This window comes from Fictibacillus sp. 5RED26, from assembly GCF_015903895.1.
Taxonomy (GTDB): domain Bacteria; phylum Bacillota; class Bacilli; order Bacillales; family Fictibacillaceae; genus Fictibacillus; species Fictibacillus phosphorivorans.
The window spans coordinates 113,273-136,291 of sequence record NZ_JACZDU010000002.1; the positions used below are offsets into that span (position 1 = coordinate 113,273).

At 42.4% G+C, this 23,019-nt stretch carries 21 protein-coding genes and 1 riboswitch; of the genes, 15 read left to right on the forward strand and 6 right to left on the reverse strand.

The window, feature by feature from the left end:
- Positions 1–380: 380 nt before the first annotated feature.
- Positions 381–4,718 carry an alpha-amylase family glycosyl hydrolase gene (locus tag IHV10_RS08855; RefSeq protein ID WP_197129882.1) on the forward strand — a complete coding sequence of 1,446 codons (4,338 nt, stop codon included), beginning with the start codon at positions 381–383 and terminating at the stop codon, positions 4,716–4,718.
- A gap of 89 nt (positions 4,719–4,807) precedes the next feature.
- Here the strand turns inward: IHV10_RS08855 and IHV10_RS08860 are convergent, their stop codons facing one another.
- Positions 4,808–5,077 (reverse strand): hypothetical protein, encoded by a 270-nt coding sequence (locus IHV10_RS08860; protein ID WP_197128336.1) that lies wholly within the window; start codon positions 5,075–5,077, stop codon positions 4,808–4,810.
- A 201-nt stretch (positions 5,078–5,278) separates the two neighbouring features.
- On the opposite strand from IHV10_RS08860, the gene IHV10_RS08865 reads away from it, so the two are divergent.
- The 8 genes from IHV10_RS08865 (at position 5,279) to yidC (ending at position 11,573) form a co-directional block, all read left to right on the forward strand.
- Positions 5,279–6,577, forward strand: a complete 1,299-nt coding sequence (locus IHV10_RS08865) for a YjiH family protein (RefSeq protein WP_197128337.1) — start codon at positions 5,279–5,281, stop codon at positions 6,575–6,577.
- A 65-nt stretch (positions 6,578–6,642) separates the two neighbouring features.
- Positions 6,643–6,749, forward strand: a riboswitch (TPP riboswitch).
- A gap of 69 nt (positions 6,750–6,818) precedes the next feature.
- Positions 6,819–7,439 (forward strand): thiazole tautomerase TenI, encoded by a 621-nt coding sequence (gene tenI / locus IHV10_RS08870; protein ID WP_197128338.1) that lies wholly within the window; start codon positions 6,819–6,821, stop codon positions 7,437–7,439.
- Positions 7,423–8,490, forward strand: a complete 1,068-nt coding sequence (thiO, locus tag IHV10_RS08875) for a glycine oxidase ThiO (RefSeq protein WP_197128339.1) — start codon at positions 7,423–7,425, stop codon at positions 8,488–8,490. Before tenI ends, thiO begins: the two co-directional genes overlap by 17 nt.
- 5 nt (positions 8,491–8,495) lie before the next feature.
- Positions 8,496–8,690, forward strand: a complete 195-nt coding sequence (gene thiS, locus IHV10_RS08880) for a sulfur carrier protein ThiS (protein ID WP_231618404.1) — start codon at positions 8,496–8,498, stop codon at positions 8,688–8,690.
- A gap of 4 nt (positions 8,691–8,694) precedes the next feature.
- Positions 8,695–9,462, forward strand: a complete 768-nt coding sequence (locus IHV10_RS08885) for a thiazole synthase (protein ID WP_197128341.1) — start codon at positions 8,695–8,697, stop codon at positions 9,460–9,462.
- Complete coding sequence (locus IHV10_RS08890; RefSeq protein ID WP_197128342.1) at positions 9,459–10,475, forward strand: MoeB/ThiF family adenylyltransferase; 1,017 nt, start codon at positions 9,459–9,461, stop codon at positions 10,473–10,475. The genes IHV10_RS08885 and IHV10_RS08890 overlap by 4 nt, the downstream gene beginning before the upstream one ends.
- Positions 10,476–10,513: 38 nt before the next feature.
- Positions 10,514–10,795 carry a hypothetical protein gene (locus IHV10_RS08895; protein WP_197128343.1) on the forward strand — a complete coding sequence of 94 codons (282 nt, stop codon included), beginning with the start codon at positions 10,514–10,516 and terminating at the stop codon, positions 10,793–10,795.
- 28 nt (positions 10,796–10,823) lie between these two features.
- Positions 10,824–11,573, forward strand: a complete 750-nt coding sequence (gene yidC, locus IHV10_RS08900; RefSeq protein WP_231619489.1) for a membrane protein insertase YidC — start codon at positions 10,824–10,826, stop codon at positions 11,571–11,573.
- Positions 11,574–11,634: 61 nt separating this feature from the next.
- Here yidC and IHV10_RS08905 read toward each other — a convergent pair whose 3' ends face one another.
- Positions 11,635–12,555, reverse strand: a complete 921-nt coding sequence (locus IHV10_RS08905) for a DMT family transporter (RefSeq protein ID WP_197128345.1) — start codon at positions 12,553–12,555, stop codon at positions 11,635–11,637.
- A gap of 361 nt (positions 12,556–12,916) precedes the next feature.
- Between IHV10_RS08905 and IHV10_RS08910 the strand changes: the two genes are divergently transcribed.
- From IHV10_RS08910 to IHV10_RS08920, 3 genes are all read left to right on the forward strand, one after another.
- Positions 12,917–13,849, forward strand: coding sequence for a DMT family transporter (locus IHV10_RS08910; protein WP_197128346.1), 933 nt, complete (start codon positions 12,917–12,919; stop codon positions 13,847–13,849).
- An 87-nt stretch (positions 13,850–13,936) separates the two neighbouring features.
- Positions 13,937–14,887, forward strand: a complete 951-nt coding sequence (locus IHV10_RS08915) for an ABC transporter ATP-binding protein (RefSeq protein WP_197128348.1) — start codon at positions 13,937–13,939, stop codon at positions 14,885–14,887.
- Positions 14,859–15,818, forward strand: coding sequence for an ABC transporter permease (locus IHV10_RS08920; protein WP_197128350.1), 960 nt, complete (start codon positions 14,859–14,861; stop codon positions 15,816–15,818). The genes IHV10_RS08915 and IHV10_RS08920 overlap by 29 nt, the downstream gene beginning before the upstream one ends.
- 261 nt (positions 15,819–16,079) lie before the next feature.
- On the opposite strand, the gene IHV10_RS08925 is transcribed toward IHV10_RS08920, so the two are convergent.
- Positions 16,080–16,550 carry a GNAT family N-acetyltransferase gene (locus tag IHV10_RS08925; RefSeq protein WP_197128352.1) on the reverse strand — a complete coding sequence of 157 codons (471 nt, stop codon included), beginning with the start codon at positions 16,548–16,550 and terminating at the stop codon, positions 16,080–16,082.
- Between the two features lie 112 nt (positions 16,551–16,662).
- On the opposite strand from IHV10_RS08925, the gene IHV10_RS08930 reads away from it, so the two are divergent.
- Entirely contained in the window at positions 16,663–17,109 is a 447-nt protein-coding gene (locus IHV10_RS08930) for a DUF2569 family protein (RefSeq protein WP_197128354.1), read from the forward strand.
- A 79-nt stretch (positions 17,110–17,188) separates the two neighbouring features.
- Here IHV10_RS08930 and aceA read toward each other — a convergent pair whose 3' ends face one another.
- The 3 genes from aceA to yhfH all read right to left on the reverse strand — a co-directional run bounded on the left by aceA (position 17,189) and on the right by yhfH (position 20,677).
- On the reverse strand, positions 17,189–18,475 hold the full coding sequence (gene aceA, locus IHV10_RS08935; protein WP_197128356.1) for an isocitrate lyase: 1,287 nt from the start codon (positions 18,473–18,475) through the stop codon (positions 17,189–17,191).
- 397 nt (positions 18,476–18,872) lie between these two features.
- Positions 18,873–20,462, reverse strand: coding sequence for a malate synthase A (aceB, locus tag IHV10_RS08940; protein WP_197128358.1), 1,590 nt, complete (start codon positions 20,460–20,462; stop codon positions 18,873–18,875).
- An 83-nt stretch (positions 20,463–20,545) separates the two neighbouring features.
- Positions 20,546–20,677, reverse strand: coding sequence for a protein YhfH (gene yhfH, locus IHV10_RS08945; RefSeq protein WP_137791063.1), 132 nt, complete (start codon positions 20,675–20,677; stop codon positions 20,546–20,548).
- Positions 20,678–20,956: 279 nt separating this feature from the next.
- Between yhfH and IHV10_RS08950 the strand changes: the two genes are divergently transcribed.
- Together IHV10_RS08950 and nikB are read left to right on the forward strand one after the other, a co-directional pair.
- Entirely contained in the window at positions 20,957–21,406 is a 450-nt protein-coding gene (locus IHV10_RS08950; RefSeq protein ID WP_191754264.1) for an Lrp/AsnC family transcriptional regulator, read from the forward strand.
- 662 nt (positions 21,407–22,068) lie between these two features.
- Entirely contained in the window at positions 22,069–23,010 is a 942-nt protein-coding gene (gene nikB, locus IHV10_RS08955; protein ID WP_066398770.1) for a nickel ABC transporter permease, read from the forward strand.
- Positions 23,011–23,019 lie beyond the last annotated feature (9 nt).

Consider the following 23,019-nt stretch of genomic DNA (forward strand, 5'->3'; position numbering starts at 1 on the left):
GGTACGTGTTTTTGTATTTATTACACGTTCGCTCAAACATGGCCGCTTTTCGCTCCAAACATCTCTTGTTCCGCTCTAATTAACCATCGTTTCGCTCAATAAACCCCTGGTTTCGCTCCATAACCCTCAGATTTCACTCTTGACTTAAAAAAACAAGTAAACAGCTATCAACTTCATATTTCCAAACCCTCTAACGCCTTGGAAATGTCGAAAACATAAGAATATTTAACTATTTATAAACAGTTTTATCAGCCGAACGGCTCATTTCCAAGAAAAGAAAACATGGCATAATAAAGGAATGAAAGCGTTATCTTAAAAGCAGTTGTGCAAACGCTTTCGCTAATTTGCACAACAATAAAGGGGGAAATGAAGTGAGGAAAATGAAAACTCGCAACACGGTTTCTTGGTTATTGCTTTTTACGCTTATTTTGCAAACGTTTGCATCTGCATTACTCATACAACCTTCTTCAACAAAAGCTGTGGAGCGCAACGTAACGCTTGTTGGAGATCTACAATCTGAACTTGGCGGTTCTAGTGACTGGAACCCGGCTGACACTGCTACAAAAATGGAACAGCAATCGAACGGAAAATACCGACTAACAGGTACTCTTCCTGCCGGGACCTATGAATACAAGGTTGCGATCAATGGTTCATGGGACGAGAACTATGGAGTGGATGGAAAACAAGGTGGGGATAACTACAAGTTGACGATCGACACGGAAAAAGAAGTTACATTTGTTTATGATGACACGACTCATAAATTAACGATTTCAGAACCACTTCCTGCTGAAAAAACACCACGAATCGTAGGTGACATCCAGCCGGATATCGGAGCAGGAGGCGAGTGGACACCTGGTGAATCGACTGCACTATTACAAGATGAAGACGGTGACAACATCTATACGTACACCGCACAAGTGCCAAAAGGAAAGCACGAATTTAAAGTAGTGCTCGGCAACAATTGGGATGCGCCAAATTATCCGGCAGACAACATGAAGTTGAACGTACTGAAAGACGCAGAGATCACGTTTTTCTACAACCATGACACAAAAGAAGTGTACACGAACTATGACGCGGGTCTTCCGGATGGCAGCGTGAACGCAGGAAAGCTTCACCATGATACATGGAACGAAGCATTTCGTGCGCCGTTTGGAGCGATCAAAGCTGGACAAGACGTAACACTGCGCCTGCAAACGAAAAAGGGCGACCTGACTGGCGCAAAGCTATATTTTCGTAACTATAACTCCGGCAATACGACGGTAAAAGATATGGTGAACGCTGGCTGGACGACTGTAAACGGCGAAGACATCGAGCTGTGGGAAGCTACGGTTACACCTGAAGAAAAAGGGGTGTACGGCTATAAATTCACTGCCCGAGATGGAGATGCGGTAAAAGAATACGGAGAAGACACAGGTGAGGGTGGCAAAGGAGCAGCAGCCGATACGAACGCTGCTCTCTTCCAGATGACTGTATACGACCCGTCTTATAAAACACCTGACTGGATGAAAGAGTCTGTTGTATATCAGATTTTCCCTGATCGTTTTTATAACGGAAACAAAAAGAACGACAAAGCAAAAACAACAGCACGTGGCACTGAACCGATCGAGCACCGAGATTGGAATGAGCTGCCAGATAACCCTCGTCAAGCAGAAACAGAAGGCTATGATGGAGACGAGATTTGGTCGAACGATTTCTTTGGCGGCGATATTGCTGGTATCCAGAAGAAATTAGACTATATCGAGTCACTTGGCGTAAATACGCTGTACCTGAATCCAGTTGCACATGCAGCATCCAATCATAAGTATGATGCGACGGACTATAAAGCGATGGATCCGATGTTTGGATCACCAGAAGAATTTAAGGCTTTTACAAAAGAACTGAAAAAACGCAAGATGCACTTGATTCTTGATGGTGTATTCAACCATGTTGGAGACGATTCGATCTATTTTGACCGTTACGGCAAATACAAAACGGTCGGGGCGTACGAATATTGGGCAAGCATCTATGACCTGATGAGTTCAAAAGGTCTGACAGAAACAGAAGCAAAAAAACAAACAGAAGCAAAGTTTAAGAAAGAAGGACAAGAGTTTAGTTCATACGGGTTTCATAATTGGTTTAACATCGAGAACGAAAAAGTGAACGGCGTCTATAAATACCAAGCATGGTGGGGCTTTGATTCGCTTCCTGAAATCAAATCGATTCCTGGTGAAGCGGTAGACTATGATTCTGAGTTGAACAACAAACCATTCGCAGACTATATCATGTACGACAAAGATTCGGCTGCAAAATCATGGCTAGATCGCGGTGCATCAGGCTGGCGATTGGACGTTGCGAACGAAGTAGATACAGAGTTTTGGAGAGAGTTCCGAAAAGAGCTGAAGGAAGGAAAGAAAGATGATCCGTTAATTCTAGGTGAGATCTGGGATGACGCGTCTGAATACTTCCTTGGTGATCTGTATGATTCCGTCATGAACTACCGTTTCCGGGGTGCGATGATTGATTACTTGAAGAACGGTAACGCAGAAGGCGCGGAAAACCAGATGAACGCCGTGTTTGAAGATTACCCACAAGAAGCATTTTATGCGTTGATGAACTTGATGGGCTCTCATGATACACCTCGTGCAGCGTTTATCCTAGGAAACGGAACAGATTCTTACGAGCGTGCTGAGCTGGATCCAAAGTATGACCACGAGCTAGGCGTGAAACGACTGAAGCTCGCGGCGATCTTACAGATGGGTTATGCAGGAGCACCAACTCTTTATTATGGAGATGAAACAGGCGTTACGGGCTCTAAAGATCCGGACGACCGAAGAACATATCCATGGGGTTCTGAAGACAAAGATCTTGTAAAGCATTATCAAAACATCGGAAAAGTGCGTAGTGATTACCACGATCTCTTCAGCTATGGTGAACTTCACCATCTATACGCTGAAAAAGATGTGCTCGCATACGCTCGTACAGATAAGAAAAATGCAGCCCTTGTGATTACAAACCGTGGTAACGAATCTAAGACTGTTGAACTGGACGTGAAGAAGCTGATCGTAAACAACGTGAAGCTAACAGATCAGCTGAATAAAAAATACAAAACAGCTGTTAAGGATGGAAAGCTATCGGTAACTGTGCCGGCGATGAGCGGTCGTATGCTCGTTTCGGACAAGCACCAGAATTTGAAAGCTCCAAAAGCTGTTAAATACGTAAAAGTTTCAGAAAGCAGTCACGCAGTTTCGCTTTTCTGGAAAGGTGACGCAAAACGTTATGCGGTCTATCAAACCACGATCTCTGGTGCTTTTTATGAAAAGGTAGCAGAAACGAAAGGTAACTCAATCAAAATCGATAACCTAGACAACGGACGCAAGTATTATTTTGCAGTTGTTGCGATCGATAAAAACAATAACGAATCGATGAAAACAGAATCAAAAGCCGCGATTCCGCATGTGGCGTTAAAGAACGGAAACTATAACATTTCAAATGTAACAGCGTTAAAGAATGGCGTGATTGACCTATCTAAACCACAAACGGTTACAGCAGATATCAAAATCACTGGTGAAACAGAGACGGATCTTGCAGAAGGATTACAGAGTGAGCTGCAAGTAAAAGAGCCAGGTAAAACAAACTGGACATCTCACAAAGGTATGTACACCGCTCAAAACGGAGAATTTAACACGTTTAGCGCAGATTTCTTACCTTTTAAAGAAGGAGCGTATCAATATCGTTATGCGTTCTCAACCGATCTAGGCAGAACGTGGGTCACTAGTGAAACGAAGACCGTTACGTTCACAAAAGGCGATGACACGATTGCTCCTGCAACATCAGTAACATTGGAAGAACCAGCGCAAGAGTCAGGACAAGTGAATCTGAAGTGGTCTGTAGAAGGAGCGAACGAGCCTTATCTGTTCACGATCGTTCGTGATGGAGAAGTTATCGACCAAGTCCTTGATACAAGTGCCACAACGTACAAAGATTTGAACGTAACAAACGGAAAAGTCTATAGTTACGAAGTGCACATCTTCGATAAAGCCGGTAACAGTGTGAAGTCGAACGCCGTTCAAGTTACACCCGATCTTGTGATGGTAAAAGTCACAATGAAAGTGAATGCACCTGCCTACACACCACAAGGCGTCGATATTACGATGCCAGGCAGCAAGAACGGCTGGAACACAGGTGCGTGGAAGATGACGCGTGGCGGCGCTGTAACGAACGATTATGAATATACGTTTGAAGCGCAAGAAGGCGAAGTCATCACCTACAAATACGCCAAGAATAGCTCTTGGGATCAAGAAGGACTTGCTGACCATACATCGGGTAATCCGAACGATGATGACGTAAGTTACTACGGATACGGTGCAACAGGAACTGACTTGAGTTTTGTTGTCACGAACCAAGGCGGCAATGCGATGGTCGTTCAAGATAAAATTTTACGATGGATCGACATGCCGGTTGTTGTGACCTCTCACACAGATGGCCAGACTGTTACATCAGACACGATCACCCTGAAAGGAAATGCCATCAAAGAGGGTGTGATGACGATCAACGGCCAGCCGGTTACGATCAATGATGACATGACGTTCTCACACACGGTGAATTTAAGTGCAGGAGAGAACAAGCTGAACATTCATATCGAACCGTCAGAAGAGAATAAAACGACTATTTTCAAAAATGACGGCGGGGCGATTGGAAAGAACACGAAGGATATTGTGATGACGCTTAATAAGAACTAGTTTGGTAGGATGCTGCTTCTCTTGAGAAGCGGCATCTTCTTTCATAAAAAAACGAGTATTTCCATACGGAGTACTCGTTTATAAAATATCTAATTCCGGTACTTCTCTAAAATGTTTTCAGTCACACGTTCTACATTTTGATTACTTCTCTTCGCCTCCGCATATCTCTCGTAATCCTCAGCCGCAACTTCTAACAAGAAGCTCTTCGGAAAGATATAAGGCTTTCCATGATCCTGTTCGTCCAAGTTGTTCAACACTTCTAGCTCGTCTTCGTTTTCCTTGTTGCGTGCAGGATCATATACAAACATTTTTCCATACTCTTCTTCTACACTTTTGTTTACATTGATAAAATACTTCATTCACAAAACACTCCTGTTTTTTGATTATGTAACTGTTATTCCCTAGACACGTTGTCATCAGACATATAAAGGCACAAAAAGGGAAGATAACCTATAAAAATTGTACAAGCACGACTCGTCATATTTCGAACTTTGTCCCGATATGATGTAGAGAGAGCCTGACAAGCGCAGGCTTATCAAGCGGAAAGGGAGTTGGAAGTAATGAAAACTGCGGGTTCTTGGTCTCATTCGTTAAAATTTCTTTTGTTCAGTGCAGTTGGTATTTTCATGTTCTTCATTCCGATCACAGTGAAAGGAAAGTCATCGATCCCACTCGATCATCTTGTAACATGGGTGAGAGATACAGCGGGTGAAGCTGTACCGCTTTATGCATTGCTCGTCATATTGCTCGGTGCTGTTTATCCGTTCTACAAAAAAACGTGGAACAAAGACCGAGTCACGACCACCTTCTCATTGCTAAAAGTTGTGGGACTCGTTGCAGCTGTCCTACTTTACTTTGAATGGGGTCCGAGCTGGTTAAGCGATCCGAACATGGGACCGTTCTTATTTGAGAAACTCGTGATCCCTGTTGGGTTGCTCGTTCCACTCGGTGCTGTCTTCCTAGCCTTTATTGTAGGATATGGTCTGATGGAGTTTATCGGGGTGCTCGTCCAAAAGATCATGAGACCTATCTGGAAAACACCGGGCAGGTCAGCGGTTGATGCCGTCGCTTCTTTTGTCGGCAGTTATTCGATCGGTCTACTCATCACGAACCGCGTGTTTAAAGAAGGAAAGTATACGGTGAAAGAAGCAGCTATCATTGCAACTGGTTTCTCTACCGTTTCTGCAACGTTCATGATCATTGTGGCAAAAACGCTAGGTCTGATGGAAATGTGGAACACCTACTTCTGGACGACGCTTGTGGTGACTTTCTTAGTAACGGCAATCACAGTGAGAATTCGTCCGTTAAGCAGAATGGATGATACGTATTCTGGTGGGGAAGGTCAGCCGGAAGAAGAGGTGAATGAGAAATACTTGCAAACGGCTTGGCGAAACGCGATGGATTCATCTCAGAACGCCCCTGCATTCTTGACTAACATTTGGTCTAATTTAAGAGATGGCTTTCTGATGGCGATGAGTATATTGCCTTCCATTATGAGTGTCGGTTTAATCGCCCTTTTGTTGGCAGAATACACGCCTGTCTTTGACTGGCTGGGTTACGTTTTCTACCCGATCACATGGGCGCTGCAGCTTCCTGATGCTATGCTTGCTGCGAAAGCGGCTTCTATCGGTGTTGCTGAAATGTTCCTGCCTGCACTCTTAGTAGCTGAAGCGGCACTTGTAACGAAATTCGTAATCGGTGTAGTTTCCGTAGCTTCCATTCTATTTTTCTCAGCTAGTATTCCTTGTGTACTCTCAACAGAAATCTCAATCAGTGTTCCAAAACTACTAGTTATCTGGTTCCAGCGCACGGTGTTGGCATTGATTATAGCGACTCCGCTAGCTTATTTATTCCTATAAATACTTTTACTGGTTGTTATGAAAGCCCTTTATCGATAGAATAGTAGTATATAAAATTAAATAATCATTACCACTAGGGGTGCCTTTGTTAAGGCTGAGATTAAAGTGAACTTTAAGACCCTTGGAACCTGATTTGGTTAGAACCAGCGTAGGGAAGTGGTGTGTGGATCAGATACTACGCTATAAATTCTTAAAACTGTGAAACCACCTCTTTGCTACATAAAGGAGGTGGTTTTTTATTGTGGAAAAACAGCTTCATGTAATTACTACGGGAAGGCAAAGTGATGAAGAGTTGGTTAAGATAGCGAAACTCATTCATCCGTACATCACGGCGCTGCATGTACGAGAAAAAACAAAGTCTGCGAAAGAACTCAGTCATCTTATCCATCTTCTGCAGAAAGCTGGAGTGCCTCCCTCTAAAATTATCGCAAATGATCGGGTGGATGTAGCGCTTTGTACAGGTATAAAAGGTGTTCAGCTGACACATCACAGTTTAGATGTGTCACAAGTGCGAAGAGCTCTGCCTGAAATGATGCTCGGCTGCTCTGTCCATTCTGTTTCAGAAGCACAGGATGCTGAACAAAACGGCGCCGACTTCATCATGTATGGTCATATTTTTAAGACTTCTTCCAAACGTGATGCGGAGCCAAGAGGGTTAGATCAGCTTCAACGTGTGGTAGATCAAATCACAATTCCGGTCATCGCGATCGGAGGCATTACACCAGAAAACGTACGGAATGTCATCGGAACAGGTGCATCTGGAATCGCCGTGATGTCAGGCATTTTAGAAGCGGAATCACCACTAAAAGCGGTGAAGCTGTACAAACAACAACTGGAGGTGTGGGATGCGCACAACGTATGATGCCATCATTATTGGAGGCGGCGTGATCGGCTGTTCCATCGCCTATGAGCTTTGTAAACGAAACAAACGTGTGCTGCTTCTTGAAAAAGAAACAATTGGGAGCAGGGCTTCAAGTGCTGCAGCTGGCATGCTCGGTGCAGAGATGGAGTTTGAGACCAATCATCCACTCTATCTGCTCGCAAAAGAAAGTCGGGACTCTTTTACCCCTTTATCACAGGAGCTTTTCGATGTTTGTGGGATAGACATTGAACTGATCCAGAAGGGGATTTATGAACTCGCGTTTACAGAGGAAGAAGCGGATGATTTAAAAAGAGAAGCGGCCAAGCGTCGAGATCAAGATGAAGAGGTTTTCTGGCTTTCAGCTGAAGAACTGATCATAAAAGAACCCGCATTATCCTCACTTGTAAAGGGAGCTCTCTATTTTGAAAAAGATGCTCAAGTGTCACCTGTTAAGCTTACTCGAGCCCTATATCAGTCCGCAAAAATTCTCGGTGCCGAGATAAAAGAGCATACCGAAGTGGTTAGGCTTCTCCAAACCAACAACAGAGTCACAGGTGTTGTAACAACGAAGGAAACGTTTCATGCTGATTCCGTCATAGTAGCTTGTGGGGTGTGGAGCTCAGATATCGAGCCTTCACTAAAAATGGTGCCTGTAAAAGGGGAATGTCTTTCCTTTAAAACACAGCGTCCACTACTTACAGGTACGGTAAAATACAAAAACTGTTACCTCGTTCCAAAGCGAGAAAACCAAATTTTTGTTGGCGCGACAAGTACACCACACGTCTTTAATGAAGAGGTTACATTTTCAGGTCTATTTGAATTGATGGAGAAGGCAAAACAAATCGTGCCTGAACTAAGTGGTGCTGTTTTTGAAAAAGCATGGGGAGGCATCAGGCCCCAAACGCTATCCGGTCAACCCTATATCGGTCCTTCTCCACATAAAGAGGGGCTCATTCTTGCAACGGGGCACTATCGAAACGGCATTCTGCTTTCCGCTATAACTGGAAAAAGGATTGCTGACCATATTGAAAGCGAGGTATATCATTCGTGAAACTTATGATAAATGGAGAAGCGGTCATGGTGCCAAATTCTTTGCAGTCGATCACAGATCTGCTGAAGCACCTTAACTTACATGACCAAGTGGTGATTGCGGAAGTAAACGAAGAGATCATCAATAATCAAAAACAAAGTGAAACTCAAATAAAAGAAAACGACAAGATCGAACTTGTTCGATTTGTTGGCGGAGGTTGATTGTATGTTAAACATTGGACACTATTCCTTTTCATCTCGATTACTTTTAGGTACAGGCAAATATCCGGACTTCAAAACACAAAAAGAAGCGGTAGAAGCTTCTGGTTCTGAGATTTTGACGTTTGCGGTTCGTAGAATGAACATCTTTGAAGAAAGCCAACCAAACTTTTTAGAGATGCTTGATCTGAAAAAATACACATTGTTACCGAATACAGCAGGTGCGAAAACGGCGACAGAAGCGGTACGCATCGCAAAACTGGCGAAAGCATCAGGATTATGTGATATGGTAAAAGTAGAAGTCATCGGATGCGACAAAACGCTGTTGCCGGATCCAGTGGAAACGCTTAAAGCCACAGAAGAGCTATTAAAAGAAGGGTTCATCGTGCTTCCTTATACGTCAGATGATGTGGTCCTGGCTAGACGATTAGAAGAGCTTGGTTCACATGCAATCATGCCTGCCGCTTCTCCAATCGGTTCCGGGCAAGGAATTATTAACCCGCTCTATTTAAAATTTATTATTGAGCAAACGAAGGTTCCGGTTATAGTTGATGCAGGGATCGGTAGTGCGAGTGACGCGATGATTGCGATGGAGCTCGGAGCAGACGGTGTGCTATTAAACACAGCCGTAGCGGGTGCGAAGGATCCTGTAAAGATGGCCCTTGCAATGAAAATGGCGGTAGAAGCTGGAAAGTTAGGGTATGAAGCGGGAAGAATCCCGAGAAAAGAAACGGCAACAGCGAGCAGTCCTTTAGAAGGGTTGAGTGTGAAGTGAATGAGCGTTATTCAAGACAGGAATTATTTAGCCCGATCGGTATAGAAGGGCAAGCAAAAATTCGAACAAAAAGCGTGCTCATCGTTGGTGCAGGCGCTCTTGGTGCAGGAAACGCTGAAGCTCTTACGCGTGCAGGCGTAAAACGGATCGTACTCGTCGATCGCGATTATGTGGATTGGACGAACCTTCAGCGTCAGCAGCTTTATTCTGAAGAAGATGCGAAGAGACAACTGCCAAAAGTAGTTGCTGCAAAGAATAGATTAAACCAAATTAATTCAGAAGTAGAAATTCAGGCACATGTGATGGATATGGGGATTGAGGAAGCAGTAGAACTGATCTCGGGTATCGATCTGATCATGGATGCGACAGATAATTTTGAGACGCGTTTGTTGATCAACGATTTGGCTCAGAAATATGAGGTTCCGTGGATTTACGGGGCGTGTGTTGGAAGCTACGGCATTTCTTACACGATTTTACCTGGAGATGGACCGTGTTTGAACTGTTTGCTCGATAAGATTCCGGCGAACGGACAAACATGCGATACAGCAGGAATTATCTCTCCAGCTGTACAGATGGTCACCGCTTATCAAACAGCCGAGGCGTTAAAGATTTTAGTAGAAGACTATGCATCTATCAGGAAAAAAATCGTAACATTTGATACGTGGACCAATCAGCATGTCCAATTAGGGATGGGAAAAGCGAAGAAGGTAGATTGTCCATCTTGCGGAGCTAACCCAACATATCCTTATTTAGAAAAAGGTGCTGCGTTAAAAACAGCTGTTCTTTGCGGTCGGGATACTGTTCAAATCCGTCCCGCTCATACGATCGAGATTGATTTAGAAAAGATGGAGAAAAGATTATTGCCACATGGTGACGTTCGCTGTAATCCTTATTTACTGGAGCTTCAAAGTGGCAGTCACCGCCTCGTTCTTTTTAAAGATGGACGTGCACTTGTTCATGGAACGAAGAATACGGCAGAAGCGAAATCTCTGTATCATAGATTTATAGGGTAAGAATTCTGTATAATGAAGTATAGGAGGTGATTTGATTTATGGAGTTTTTTGATCTGCTGTATCAAACGGACGCATTAGTTTTATCCATTAGTATCGCACTAACGTTCATTATAGCTAAGCAGCTTTCGGTCGTTCATCGATCTCTTGTTCATAGATCAAATCACCATGTGAAGCAGGACAGGCTATGTTACGAGAAGAGAATGACCGATTCTCACCTCGTTCAAAACTATTGCTTCATTCGAGACGAGATCGCACGGACAATGTTTAGAAAAGAAACGCCAGATGATAAAGAAGGGCACGTTTACTCCTTGTTTGCTTAGATTTTTTTTAAAACAAGGAGGAACAAATTTGAAGAAATATATATCCATTCTTTCATTGCTAGCAATTTTTCTATTATCCGGGTGCAATAACACACCGATTACAGCAGAAAGCCCAGGTGTGTGGAACCATTTTTTCATCTACCCGTTTTCAAAGCTCATTCAATATGTGGCGTATCTGTTTAACGATAGCTATGGGATTGCGATCATCCTCTTAACGATTGTGATACGATTCCTGATCATGCCGTTAACGTTAAAACAAACGAAAAATCAGGAAAAGATGAAGGGAATTCAGCCAGAGATTCAACAGCTTCGTGAAAAACACAAGGGCAAAGATCGCGAATCTCAATTGAAATTACAGAACGAACTGATGGCTGTTTATAAAAAACATGAAGTTAACCCGTTATCGATGGGGTGTTTGCCCCTCTTGATTCAGATGCCGATTCTGTTTGCGTTTTATTATGCAATCATCAAAACGAAAGAGATCGCATTGCACAACTTCCTTTGGTTTAACTTAGGCACAGCAGATCCTCTGCATCTGCTTCCGGTGTTAGCGGCTTTAACAACGTTTATCCAATATAAAATGAGTACAACGGAGCTCGCTGCTTCAAATCCGCAAATCAAAATGATGGGTTACGTGATGCCGATCGTTATCCTATTTTCGGCATGGAAGCTTGCTGCCGTTCTGCCTCTTTATTGGATGGTCGGGAATGTGTTTTTAACGATTCAAAATGTCGTTCTGCAAAAACGAAAGAAGAAAGCAGCTTCTGCTAGTTTGTAATAAGAAAACGACCAGATTTTTTTAATCTCTGGTCGTTTTTTATGTTCGTATGATGCGCCCTTTATGCCGCGTGTTTTTTGCGCAATCTTTTGTTCCGAATCTCCTCAACAGCACCAGATCCTAAGAGGACACCTGTGATGATAAGCAGAAATCCGAAAACATGCTGAAACAAGATCTGTTCACCTAAAAAGAGATACGCACCCACAAGAGCGAAAAATGGATTCAGGTTAATAAAGATGGAAGCTTCTGATGCTCCGATTTTACCGATGGCCTCATTATAGAGCATATGACCGACTGCTGTCGCAATACAAGCTGAAGCGAAATAGATCAGCCATAGCGAAACGGTCGAATTCTTAACAACTCCTGCAAATCCTTGTGGCTCTTCGATCAATCCGATTACGATCAGGAACAGTGAACCGATCACCATCATATAGCCGGTCATGAGTCGTGGATCTAACGTGTGCGCCACACGCTTGATCAGGATAAAGCTTACAGCTTGCGTGAGAACAGATAATAAAATGTATCCGTCACCGAACGAGATTCCTGCTACCTGACTGTTTCCTTCTAAAACGATGAATGCAACACCTGAGAACCCAAGAAGAAGTCCGATCGATTTTAAGAGCGTAAGAGGTGTTCCTAAAAACGAGATGGCAAGAATAGTCGTTAGAAGTGGCGACATTCCCATGATCAACCCGCCGTTCGTGGCTGTTGTTTCGGTTAACCCGATGGATAAAAAATAATGATGCGCAACAACATTAAAGATCGACGCCAGAAAGACATACCAAAACTCTTTTTTCGTAAGCCACCGAACTTTTTTTATTATAGAGAGAAGCAGAAATACGGTCAAGCCCGCAGTTAGAACACGAATTCCAGTGATTGTAACAGGCAAAAAGTTCGTAACCAGAATTTTCGTCGCGGTTACGTTTAACCCCCACACCACCATCACTAGGAATAAAATCACATACGTCCGATACGCTTTCATTATGTCATCTTCTTTCTTCTGCTTTTTACTTCATAAAGTAAAGTATTTCAATGATTTTAATTTCCATTGTACAGCATTCAAAGTGGATTTACAGGTAAAAAGCTTACAAATTTTAGATTGAGGCGAAATGACCATATCTACTTTAAAAGGTAGTCTGCTATAGTGGGAGAAAATGATTTTGAAGTTGTTGATAAAGGGTCTGTCAGGTTACATTTTGTCGAATCGCCTTTATTTTTGATTTTAGACTTAATTGGGAGCTGTTTAGACTTAATGCGTGGCTGATTAGACTTAATCTGCTATGAAAACGACCTTATTGAACCCCAAAACGACTTAATCTCATAAAAAAGAGGTGAACCTCACCATGCAAAGAGTTAACCCGTATGTACTTTTAGTGATCGCAAACTTAATATGGGGCGGTAATTTTGTGATTGGACGTGCGATAGCGAGCAGTTTACCGCCAGTAACACTCTCTTTTTTGCGATGGTGCACCGCATTTCTCATTTTTTTTCCGTTCGCCATCCCATTTTTACGAAATGAGTGGCCGATGCTAAAAAAGCAGTGGCAAGTCGTCCTTATCTTATCGATCACTGGGATCACGGGCTTTAACACGCTTTTATACATTGCCCTGCACTATACGACGTCAATAAATGCATCCATCGTTAACACATCAACACCGATTCTGCTCTTCCTACTGTCGTTTATTTTTCTCAAAGAGAAGCTTAACACCAAACAGATGGCAGGAGCGTTACTTTCGCTCGTTGGACTTCTATTTATTATCTCTAAAGGCTCACTCGGTGTTTTACTGCAGCTGTCGTTTAATAAAGGTGACTTGATCGTGATTGGGGCTGTTATCTGCTGGAGTATTTATTCGCTTCTTATTCGAAGATATGCGGGGATTCTCCCTACATACAGCACGTTTGTTGTAACGGCATTTCTTGGCATTCTCATCTTGCTGCCATTTTCATTAGTAGAGATGCAAACTAAGGAAATTGTATGGTCATTAGCTACTATCGCAACCATTCTATATACGGGAATCTTTGCATCGATCGTTGCGTTCATGTCCTGGAATACAGCGGTTGAGCGGGTCGGGCCGAGTAAAGCCGGAGTCTTTTTGAACCTGATCCCTGTGTTTGCTGCGATCTTTGCTGTTCTTTTTATCGACGAATCGCTCGCATGGTATCAAGCAGCTGGAGGTGTGCTCGTTATACTAGGTGTTTTTATCTCGACACGCGTTACAAAAAAAGAAAAGCATATACAAAAGGCAAGTAGAAGCGTTAAAGTGATAAGTAAATAATTTACAAAATTAACGAAACTTTTCTTATGATTCACTCGTATTAGAATGTGAAAAGAGAGAGTTATGATAGGAGGAATTGGGGAGCACATGACAACACATACGTTAGAACTTAAGAACTTAACGAAAAAGATCAAAGGCAAGACCATTGTGGATGATCTATCGTTTTCTGTAAGAGAAGGTGAGATTTTCGGTCTTCTCGGTCCGAACGGAGCGGGTAAGACGACAACGATTCGAATGATCGTTGGGCTGATCTCTATCACGGACGGAGACGTTCTGATCAACGGTGACAACATTCGAGGTAACTTTGAAAAAGCGATGGAACGCGTTGGTGCAATCGTTGAAAACCCGCAGTTATACGATTATATGACAGGCTATAAAAACCTCATGCAATATGCGAGGATCATGCCGGATGTGACAAAGGAAAGAATTGACGAAGTCATTGAACTCGTTGATCTGAAGTACGCGATTCACGATAAAGTAAAAACATACTCGCTTGGTATGAGACAGCGACTGGGTGTAGCTCAGGCACTTTTACATAAGCCGAACGTGTTAATCCTGGACGAACCGACGAACGGACTCGATCCACAAGGAATATATGATCTTCGTAACTATTTGCGTCTGCTAGCAAACAATGGCACTTCTGTAATCGTATCTTCACACATGCTTGCTGAGATGCAGATGATGTGCGACCGTGTGGCCATTATTCAAAATGGAAAACTGGTCCGTATCGATGAAATTCTAAACCAGGAAGACGAAGCCGATGTGAAGGTTCACTTCCAAATCGAAGGCGACGTTTCGCAGGCAAAACAAGTACTTATCGAAATGAACGAAGAGCTGAACGTCACAGAGTCGGGACAGGAACTAATTGTCCAAACATCGGACGTACGATCCATTGCAGAACTTAATAAACAACTTGTTCTAGCAGGCGTTCTCGTTGTGGGGATCCAACGCAAAACGAAGACGCTCGAAGAACGATTCTTAGAAATGACAAAGAAAGGGGGAGATCTGAATGAAGTGGCTATCCCTGTTAACGAATGAGTGGATTAAAATCTTTAGCCGCATGCGCACATGGATCTTCCTTGCCATTCCAATCGTTATCATTATCGGTATCGCTGTTTATGACAAAGCAACAACAGATGTTGAAGTAAATGAAAATTGGAAGCAAGAACTGACGCAAACTGTTAAGGATGACCAAAAAGCGCTGGATGAAGCAAAGAAAAACAACGATAATGAAATCTATATCGATATGTTAGAATCAAACATCAAGCAGAACGAATACGCCATCGCTAATGATATCTCTCCTTATGAAACAACTGCATGGCAGTTCATGAAAGACATGGCTTGGATCTCAATCTTTATCGGATTGTTTGTAATCGTAGTGGCTAGTGATATCGTATCGAATGAATTTGCAAAAGGGACGATCAAGATGCTTCTGATCCGCCCTTATAGCAGGTGGAAGATTCTTTTATCTAAATTCGTTGCAACGCTTGGCTTTGCGTTCTTGATGTGGCTCGTTGTCATCTTAGTGACATGGCTTGTTGGTGGCCTTGCCTATGGATTTGGAGGCATGGATCAGTCGTACTTGATCACAGCAGAAGATGGGCAAGTGAAAGAAAGGCTGATCGTGGAGTACGTGTTTGCTAACATTGGAGTAGAATTTATCGAATTAACAGCACTCGTAGCCATGTCATTCATGATCTCAACTCTGTTCATGAGTAACTCGGTCGCAATCGGTGTGGCACTGTTTACGATGTTTGCAGGAAATACGATTGTTGCACTTCTTGCTACAAAAGACTGGGTGATCTACACATTGTTCGCCAATATGGATCTTAGTGTATTGATTGATGGACAGAACCAGATGGTTAAGGATTTAACGCTGCCGTTCTCCATTAGTGTGCTCGCGGTATACACGGTGATCATGCTCGCGATTACGTTTACGGTTTTCCAAAAGCGCGATGTAAAAGCTTAATAGAACGAGTAAGAGGCTGACTCTCGTATCAGCCTCTTTACTTTATTTTTCGCTCTTTTCTAAAAGATTGTTGCTTTGTACCCATGTCACCTTTGACAATTGATTGTAGTGGAAGGTGCGAGACTCCTACGGGACAGGCGGGCAGCTGAGACACTTAAGAGTGAAACGTACGAATGTGGCTCAGCGCCTGCCCCGTGGAAAGCGAGCAACCTAGAACGGAAATCAACACTTCCAAGAGCAACAAGGTTTACGAAAACAGCCTTATTTTTTTAACAATACAGGTTGCTTTTCCATAAAAACAAAGATGGTTTCTTCAAAGTCTAATTTATGGGTTTTAAACACCTTGTAGCCTAGCTTTTCGTAAAAAGAAATATTCTTCACGCTCTTGCTGCCGGTGTATAATTCGTAACGGTATGCAGCAAACAGTTGCTCAATCTCCTCTACTAACTTTCTTCCGATGCCTCTGTTTTGAAAGTCAGGATGGACCATGAGCTTACCTATAAAGCACGTTCCTTCGTTTTCATGAGCTTTGACAGAGCCAATAATGTTACCGTTAAATAGATACTTTAGTACGTGGTGAGTTCTTATGCTTTCTTCTACATCAGCAACCGATTGTGTAAGAGGTTGAATATCATAATTGCCGTAAAGTTCAGCCTCACTCAAATAAGCCAATTTTTGTAACGCATGTATATCAGCGGCATCAAGAACAGTAGCTTTTTTAATCATTTCCATAACATGACTCCTGACATGATTAATTTTAGATATAATATTCCGTATAGAGTCACTTTATCCTTCATGGAAAACATGAGTGCAGAAAAGACATACATCAGAAGGGAGACAAACATTGGAAACACAACCAAAACAAAAAGAAGATTTAAAAGGTTTAGGAGGATGGCTGCTATTAGTAGGAGCGGGACTACTTTTAGCGTTGCCGTTTAAACTAAATGCTGTACAAGTGGGATTTGATGCGATCAAAGGTTATAAATTCCATTCGTTATTATTAAAATACGTTGTATATGGAGAATTAATCTTTAATATTGGATTGATTGGATTGAATATCTATCTTCTCTATCTATTTTTTACGAAGAAAAAAACGTTCGTAAAGACGTGGGTATTTTTGCTTCAGATCACGTTAATCTTTGCGGTTCTAACAGATATTCTGCTTCTGTTTGTAGATGAAGTGAATACAGGAACGCCTTTTGTAAACTCAGCTTCTGCTCTATTAGCGTTTTTCATCTGGTCCACGTATGCAAAGAAATCGTGGCGCGTTCACAATACATTTGTAAATTAGACTCTAAAAAAGGACAAGGGCATCTGCTCCTGTCCTTTCTTCTATATATCTATATATCTCCTATCCAATAACTCTATCTCTACGCTTTTTGTGACTGAAATTGATCTTCTTCTGTAGATCCTTTTAGAGCTGTTGTTGAAGCTGTACCACCCGAAACGAGCTGTGTGACTTCATCAAAATAGCCTGTTCCTACTTCACGCTGGTGGCGCGTTGCCGTATAGCCATCGATCTCACTATCAAACTCTCTTTGCTGCAACTCAGAATAAGCACCCATACCTCTCGCTTTATAGCCTTTTGCTAGTTCGAACATGCTATGGTTCAGCGCGTGGAAACCAGCCAACGTTACGAACTGGAACTTATAGCCCATCGCTGCAAGCTGCTGCTGGAACGTTTCAATCGTTGCGTCATCCAGTTTCTTTTTCCAGTTAAAAGAAGGAGAACAGTTGTAAGCTAATAGTTTACCAGGAAACTGTTCGTGGATCGCATCTGCAAAACGCTGCGCTTGTTCTAGGTTCGGTTCACTCGTTTCGCACCAGATCAAATCCGCATAAGGTGCATAGGCAAGTCCGCGTGCGATCGCTTGATCAAGGCCCGCGTTTGTACGGTAAAAGCCTTCAGCTGTTCGCTCACCTGTAATAAAAGCGCGGTCGACTGGATCGATGTCACTCGTGATCAAATCTGCAGCATCAGCATCAGTACGTGCGATCAAAATTGTTGGTGTTCCCATCACATCTGCCGCCAGACGAGCTGAGATTAAGTTGCGTACAGCCGTCATCGTCGGCAATAGTACTTTTCCACCTAGATGTCCGCACTTTTTCTCAGAAGATAACTGATCTTCAAAGTGAACAGCCGACGCTCCAGACTCAATCATGCCTTTCATCAGCTCAAAAACGTTCAGTTGTCCGCCAAAACCAGCTTCTGCATCTGCAACGATCGGAAGGAAGTAATCGACCTCGTTTCCACCTTCCATGTGCTGAATCTGATCAGCGCGCTGAAGAGCAGAGTTGATGCGTTTTACCACGTGTGGCACAGAGTTTGCCGGATATAAACTTTGGTCAGGATACATGTTTCCAGAAAGGTTGGCATCTGCTGCGACCTGCCAACCGCTTAAGTATACGGCTTTCAGACCTGCCTTTGCTTGCTGAACCGCCTGATTGCCTGTTAGTGCTCCTAAAGCGTTTACATATGTTTCGTTTTGAAGGAGATCCCAAAATTTTTCGGAGCCCTTTTTAGCAAGTGTATGCTCGATATCGATGGACCCACGTAAGCGAATAACCTCTTCTGCTGTATAAGGACGCTGAACTCCTGACCAGCGCTCTTCGTTTTGCCACATATCCTGTAATTTCTCCACACGTGATTGATTCATTAATCTCTCTCCTTAGGGTTTATTAGTTTTTTGTGAGTTGATGATTCTTAGACATAATTAGATAAATCTCTTAATGCAATTGGAACGCGGGCATTTTGAGATATTAAGAATTTTGGTTTTACGGTACGTGTTTTTATAATTGTTACACGTTCGCTCAAACAGGACACTGTTTCGCTCCAAAAACACCTCACTTCACTCAAAAAGTCAGTTGTTTCGCGCACAAACACTATCGTTTCGCTCGGTAAAGCCCTTATTTCTTCTCAACTATGATCAATACAAACTTCTCAAAAGGTTAGGGGTTCTATAAAAGGGCTGATACTCCATGAAATGGGTTAATCATTCATTAATTAATATGAAAATCTAAAAGTTGGAACAAAAAATTGATAAAAAGATATACCTACAAAACCTCATAACCTCGATTAGTTAAGAAATCTTGAAACTCATTATTGCGAATCAGCTCATCAAACAACGCAACTGCTTCCATAAAACGACCTGAATTGAATGACTCCTCATTCATTCCTTGCTTCAACTTTTGAACTTCCTGCAACTTTAGTTCCTCTACCAGCTCGAACGTCACTTTGCGTCCGTCGCGTAAAATGCCTTTAGGGTGTCTGATCCATTGCCATACTTGTGCTCGTGAGATTTCTGCGGTAGCTGCATCTTCCATGAGATGGTTAATTGGTGCAGCTCCTTTACCTCTTAGCCAAGAAGCGATGTATTGAATGCCGACACTAATGTTGACGCGCAAACCTTCTTCTGTGATTTCGCCTTCTGGTACAGCCACTAAATCATCAGCCGTTACGACTACATCTTCACGTTTTTGATTGATCTGATTAGGCGTTGGCATGATGCGGTCAAATACTTCCATAGCAACAGGCACGAGTCCCGGATGGGCAACCCATGTCCCGTCATGACCGTCAGAAGCCTCGCGCTCTTTGTCAGCACGAACTTTTTCAAAAGCAGCAGCATTTGCGGCTTCATCGTTTTTAATTGGAATCTGAGCAGCCATTCCACCGATCGCAGGGGCGTTTCGTTTATGGCACGTTTTTATGGCCAAAAGAGAATACGATCTCATGAACGGAACAGTCATTGTAACGAGCGAGCGATCAGGGAGAATCACGTGTGGCTGATTACGGAACTTCTTAATATAGCTGAAAATATAATCCCATCTGCCACAGTTTACGCCTGCGGAATGTTCACGAAGCTCGTATAAAATTTCGTCCATTTCAAAAGCCGCAACAATGGTCTCGATGAGTACAGTTGCTTTAATGGTACCTCGTGGAATCCCTAGCTGTTCTTGTGCGTAAATAAACACATCGTTCCAAAGGCGAGCTTCTTTATGACTTTCCATTTTAGGAAGATAGAAATAAGGTCCAGACCCGTTTTCGATCAGTGTCTTTGCATTGTGATAAAAATAAAGGCCAAAATCTACTAAGCTACCAGACATCGGTTCGTTGTCGACAACAATATGTTTTTCTTCAAGATGCCAGCCACGTGGACGTACGATGAGCGTGGCGGTCTTTTCGTTCAATGTATACGTTTTTCCGTTTCCATTATCAAAAGAAATAGAGCGGTTAACGGCATCCTTTAAGTTGATCTGACCATCAATCGTGTTCTCCCAAGTAGGAGAGTTGGAATCTTCAAGATCTGCCATGAATAGCTTAGCTCCTGAGTTAAGCGCGTTTATCACCATTTTGCGGTCAACAGGACCTGTGATCTCTACTCGCCGGTCTTGAAGATCTTGGGGAAGTGGTGAGATGGTCCAATCACTGTTACGGATATGTTCGGTTTCTGGTAAAAAGGTAGGCATGATCCCAGCATCTATTTCACTTTGCCTCGCTTTACGTTGTTTCAGAAGTTCTTTGCGGGTGTTGTTAAAGTGAAGGTGCAATGACTTTAAGAAAAGAATGCTACCTGGTGTTAATATTTTTTCATACGCTGGGGTAATGTCGCCTAACACTTGTAGATTAGTAGTTTCAATCGTCACTTATTACACAGTCCTTTCTAAACATGTTATTAAACAGATGCACTTAAAATATTATTGTTATATAACAGAAGAGGTAAAAAAATTTACCTCTCGTGTTTTCCCATGCAGCGCTCGCACTCATAAAGATAAGATTCATGTTGTTCCTCGATCACACATCCACATTCCGAACACGTCTTCTTAGGAATATTACGGTGAAGCTCCAAGTAATTTTTCATTTTAAATTCCTCCTGTTTTGTTTTTGATTTGATTATAATGCATTGTATTATAACAGTTTATTTTTTGCAACACCTGTTTTATAACATTTTCTTGTTTTTTATAAAATTGAGTCATCTGTCCAACTGTTTATCCTTGTTATGACTGGGTTTCTTGGAATGTGTTAAATATTTTAAAACTGTTGTAATACAGGGTGAACACATTGCATTTTTAGCCCTTATTTGAATTTTGAGAAAATAACGCTTACAATGAATTCATTCAATGTAAGCGTGGTGATTGATTTGAAAATAGATGATACAGATCGAAAAATATTAGAGCTGCTAACACAAGACGGTAGAATGTCTTATGCAGAGATCGGTAAGGAATTAAGCCTTTCCCGTGTATCTGTTCGCGAACGTGTTAATCAGATGAGAAAAGCGGGAGTAATAGAAAAGTTCAGTGTGGTGATTGACTCAGAAGCAGCAGGAAAGACCGTTTCAGCTTTCTTTGAAGTGGACTGTGAACCAGCCTATTTAGTAAAAGTAGCAGAGAAACTCGTGAATAATCCAAGTGTCGCAAGCTGCTACCAGATGACAGGGCCAAGCACATTACATATGCACGTATTGGTAGAAGATTTTCCTTCGTTAGAGAAGTTTATCAATAATGAACTTTATGGCATCAAAGGTATTTCGAGAGTAGAATCACATATTCTACTCAGAAGATTCAAGAGCCGATCAGGGCTAAAACTATAGAGCTGTTTTCATAAACTTTGTTGCTTTTGGAAGTGTTAATTTCCGTTCCAAGTTGCTCGCTTTCCACGGGGCAGGCGCTGAGCCACATTCGTACGTTTCACTCTTAAGTGTCTCAGCTGCCTAGTTGCAGTGGCTAGCCCCTCGAGGTCAAAAGTTTAACGGTCAAGAAGGCAAAGTGCGCCTTCATGGCCCATTCAACTTTTGCTTGTCGGGGCTGAACGAGCCACTTCCACTTTTCAAACTGCCCGCCTGTCCCGTAGGAGTCTCGCATCTTCCACTCCAATCAATCGTCAAAGGTGACAAGGTGTTTAAAGCGACAATCTTTTAGAAAAGAACGAACTTTAAAGAATACAAAGAGGATTCGAATGGACAGCTATCCATTTCGAATCCTCTTTTTTTATTCTAGTGAAGCAATTATATCAACTAGGTGCATCTTCCTATCTCGAAAACGTTTAGTAGTGCATTAGTTTATGTCTACTTACATAGGTACGGGAACAAAGAACCAAATTATGATTTTATATAGAAAATATTCTGAATATATTTTATAATCAGAAACAATATAAAACGTTTGTTAGTTTATATTTGATTTTTGGTTAACAAACGGAGGTCATTTCTACTTAATTGTACCGAAAAAGTGAAAAAAGGGGAGAGGTGAAGAGAAAATGGCAGGTTTGATTGTAAGGCGTATTTTTCAGCTAGTGCTCTTATTAATCGGTATTTCATTCATTGTTTTTATGAGTATGCACATTGCGCCAGGTGATCCGGCAAGTATTATCGGCGGACCAACGGCGACTCAAGAAGACGTTGAAGCGATCAGAGAAAACCTTGGACTAAATGAGCCGTTGCTCGCTCAATATTTCGATTACTTAAAAGGCATTTTTGCAGGTGACTTAGGGTTCTCTTATCAGACAAAACAAGCGGTGTCAGAAGCGATTATCGACCGTTTCCCAAACACACTGAACCTGGCTATCGCAAGCATTATTGTTGCGATTGTAATCGGTGTAACGGCAGGAATCATATCAGCATTAAAACATAACACCTGGTTTGACGGATTGAGTACCATTATTGCTCTCGGGGGAATCTCCATTCCTAACTTTTGGTTAGGTGCCATATTAATCCTTATTTTCGCCGTTAACCTTCAATGGTTTCCTGTGGGAGGATTAACCGAACCGTTCTGGACCATCGAAGGAATGAAACAACTCGCACTTCCTGCTATTACTCTTGGGACAGGCTCAGCCGCCATGATCGCCAGAATGAGTCGTTCTGCCATGTTGGAAGTGATTCGAGCAGATTACGTAAGAACCGCAAGAGCGAAAGGCGTTCGTGAAAGAACAGTCATCATGATGCATTGTCTTAGAAACGCAATGATTCCAGTCATTACAGTGATCGGCTTGAATTTTGGTTTCTTACTTGGAGGCACCATCATTACAGAATCTGTTTTTGCTATCAATGGGGTTGGCAGGCTCATGATTGAGTCTATTGCAGCTCGTGATTTTCCGATGGTTCAAGGATCGGTTCTTCTTGTAGCTACATTGTTCGTCTTAGTGAACTTAATTGTCGATATCGTATATGCCTTTATTGATCCAAGGATCAGTTACGAATAAACGCGAAGG

Coding starts and splice junctions, on each gene's coding strand:
- IHV10_RS08855 (WP_197129882.1), top strand. CDS start 381: ATGAAAACTCGCAACACGGTTTCTTGGTTATTGCTTTTTACGCTTATT.
- IHV10_RS08860 (WP_197128336.1), bottom strand. CDS start 5,077: ATGAAGTATTTTATCAATGTAAACAAAAGTGTAGAAGAAGAGTATGGA.
- IHV10_RS08865 (WP_197128337.1), top strand. CDS start 5,279: ATGAAAACTGCGGGTTCTTGGTCTCATTCGTTAAAATTTCTTTTGTTC.
- thiO (WP_197128339.1), top strand. CDS start 7,423: ATGCGCACAACGTATGATGCCATCATTATTGGAGGCGGCGTGATCGGC.
- thiS (WP_231618404.1), top strand. CDS start 8,496: ATGATAAATGGAGAAGCGGTCATGGTGCCAAATTCTTTGCAGTCGATC.
- IHV10_RS08885 (WP_197128341.1), top strand. CDS start 8,695: ATGTTAAACATTGGACACTATTCCTTTTCATCTCGATTACTTTTAGGT.
- IHV10_RS08895 (WP_197128343.1), top strand. CDS start 10,514: ATGGAGTTTTTTGATCTGCTGTATCAAACGGACGCATTAGTTTTATCC.
- IHV10_RS08905 (WP_197128345.1), bottom strand. CDS start 12,555: ATGAAAGCGTATCGGACGTATGTGATTTTATTCCTAGTGATGGTGGTG.
- IHV10_RS08910 (WP_197128346.1), top strand. CDS start 12,917: ATGCAAAGAGTTAACCCGTATGTACTTTTAGTGATCGCAAACTTAATA.
- IHV10_RS08915 (WP_197128348.1), top strand. CDS start 13,937: ATGACAACACATACGTTAGAACTTAAGAACTTAACGAAAAAGATCAAA.
- IHV10_RS08920 (WP_197128350.1), top strand. CDS start 14,859: ATGAAGTGGCTATCCCTGTTAACGAATGAGTGGATTAAAATCTTTAGC.
- IHV10_RS08925 (WP_197128352.1), bottom strand. CDS start 16,550: ATGGAAATGATTAAAAAAGCTACTGTTCTTGATGCCGCTGATATACAT.
- aceA (WP_197128356.1), bottom strand. CDS start 18,475: ATGAATCAATCACGTGTGGAGAAATTACAGGATATGTGGCAAAACGAA.
- yhfH (WP_137791063.1), bottom strand. CDS start 20,677: ATGAAAAATTACTTGGAGCTTCACCGTAATATTCCTAAGAAGACGTGT.
- nikB (WP_066398770.1), top strand. CDS start 22,069: ATGGCAGGTTTGATTGTAAGGCGTATTTTTCAGCTAGTGCTCTTATTA.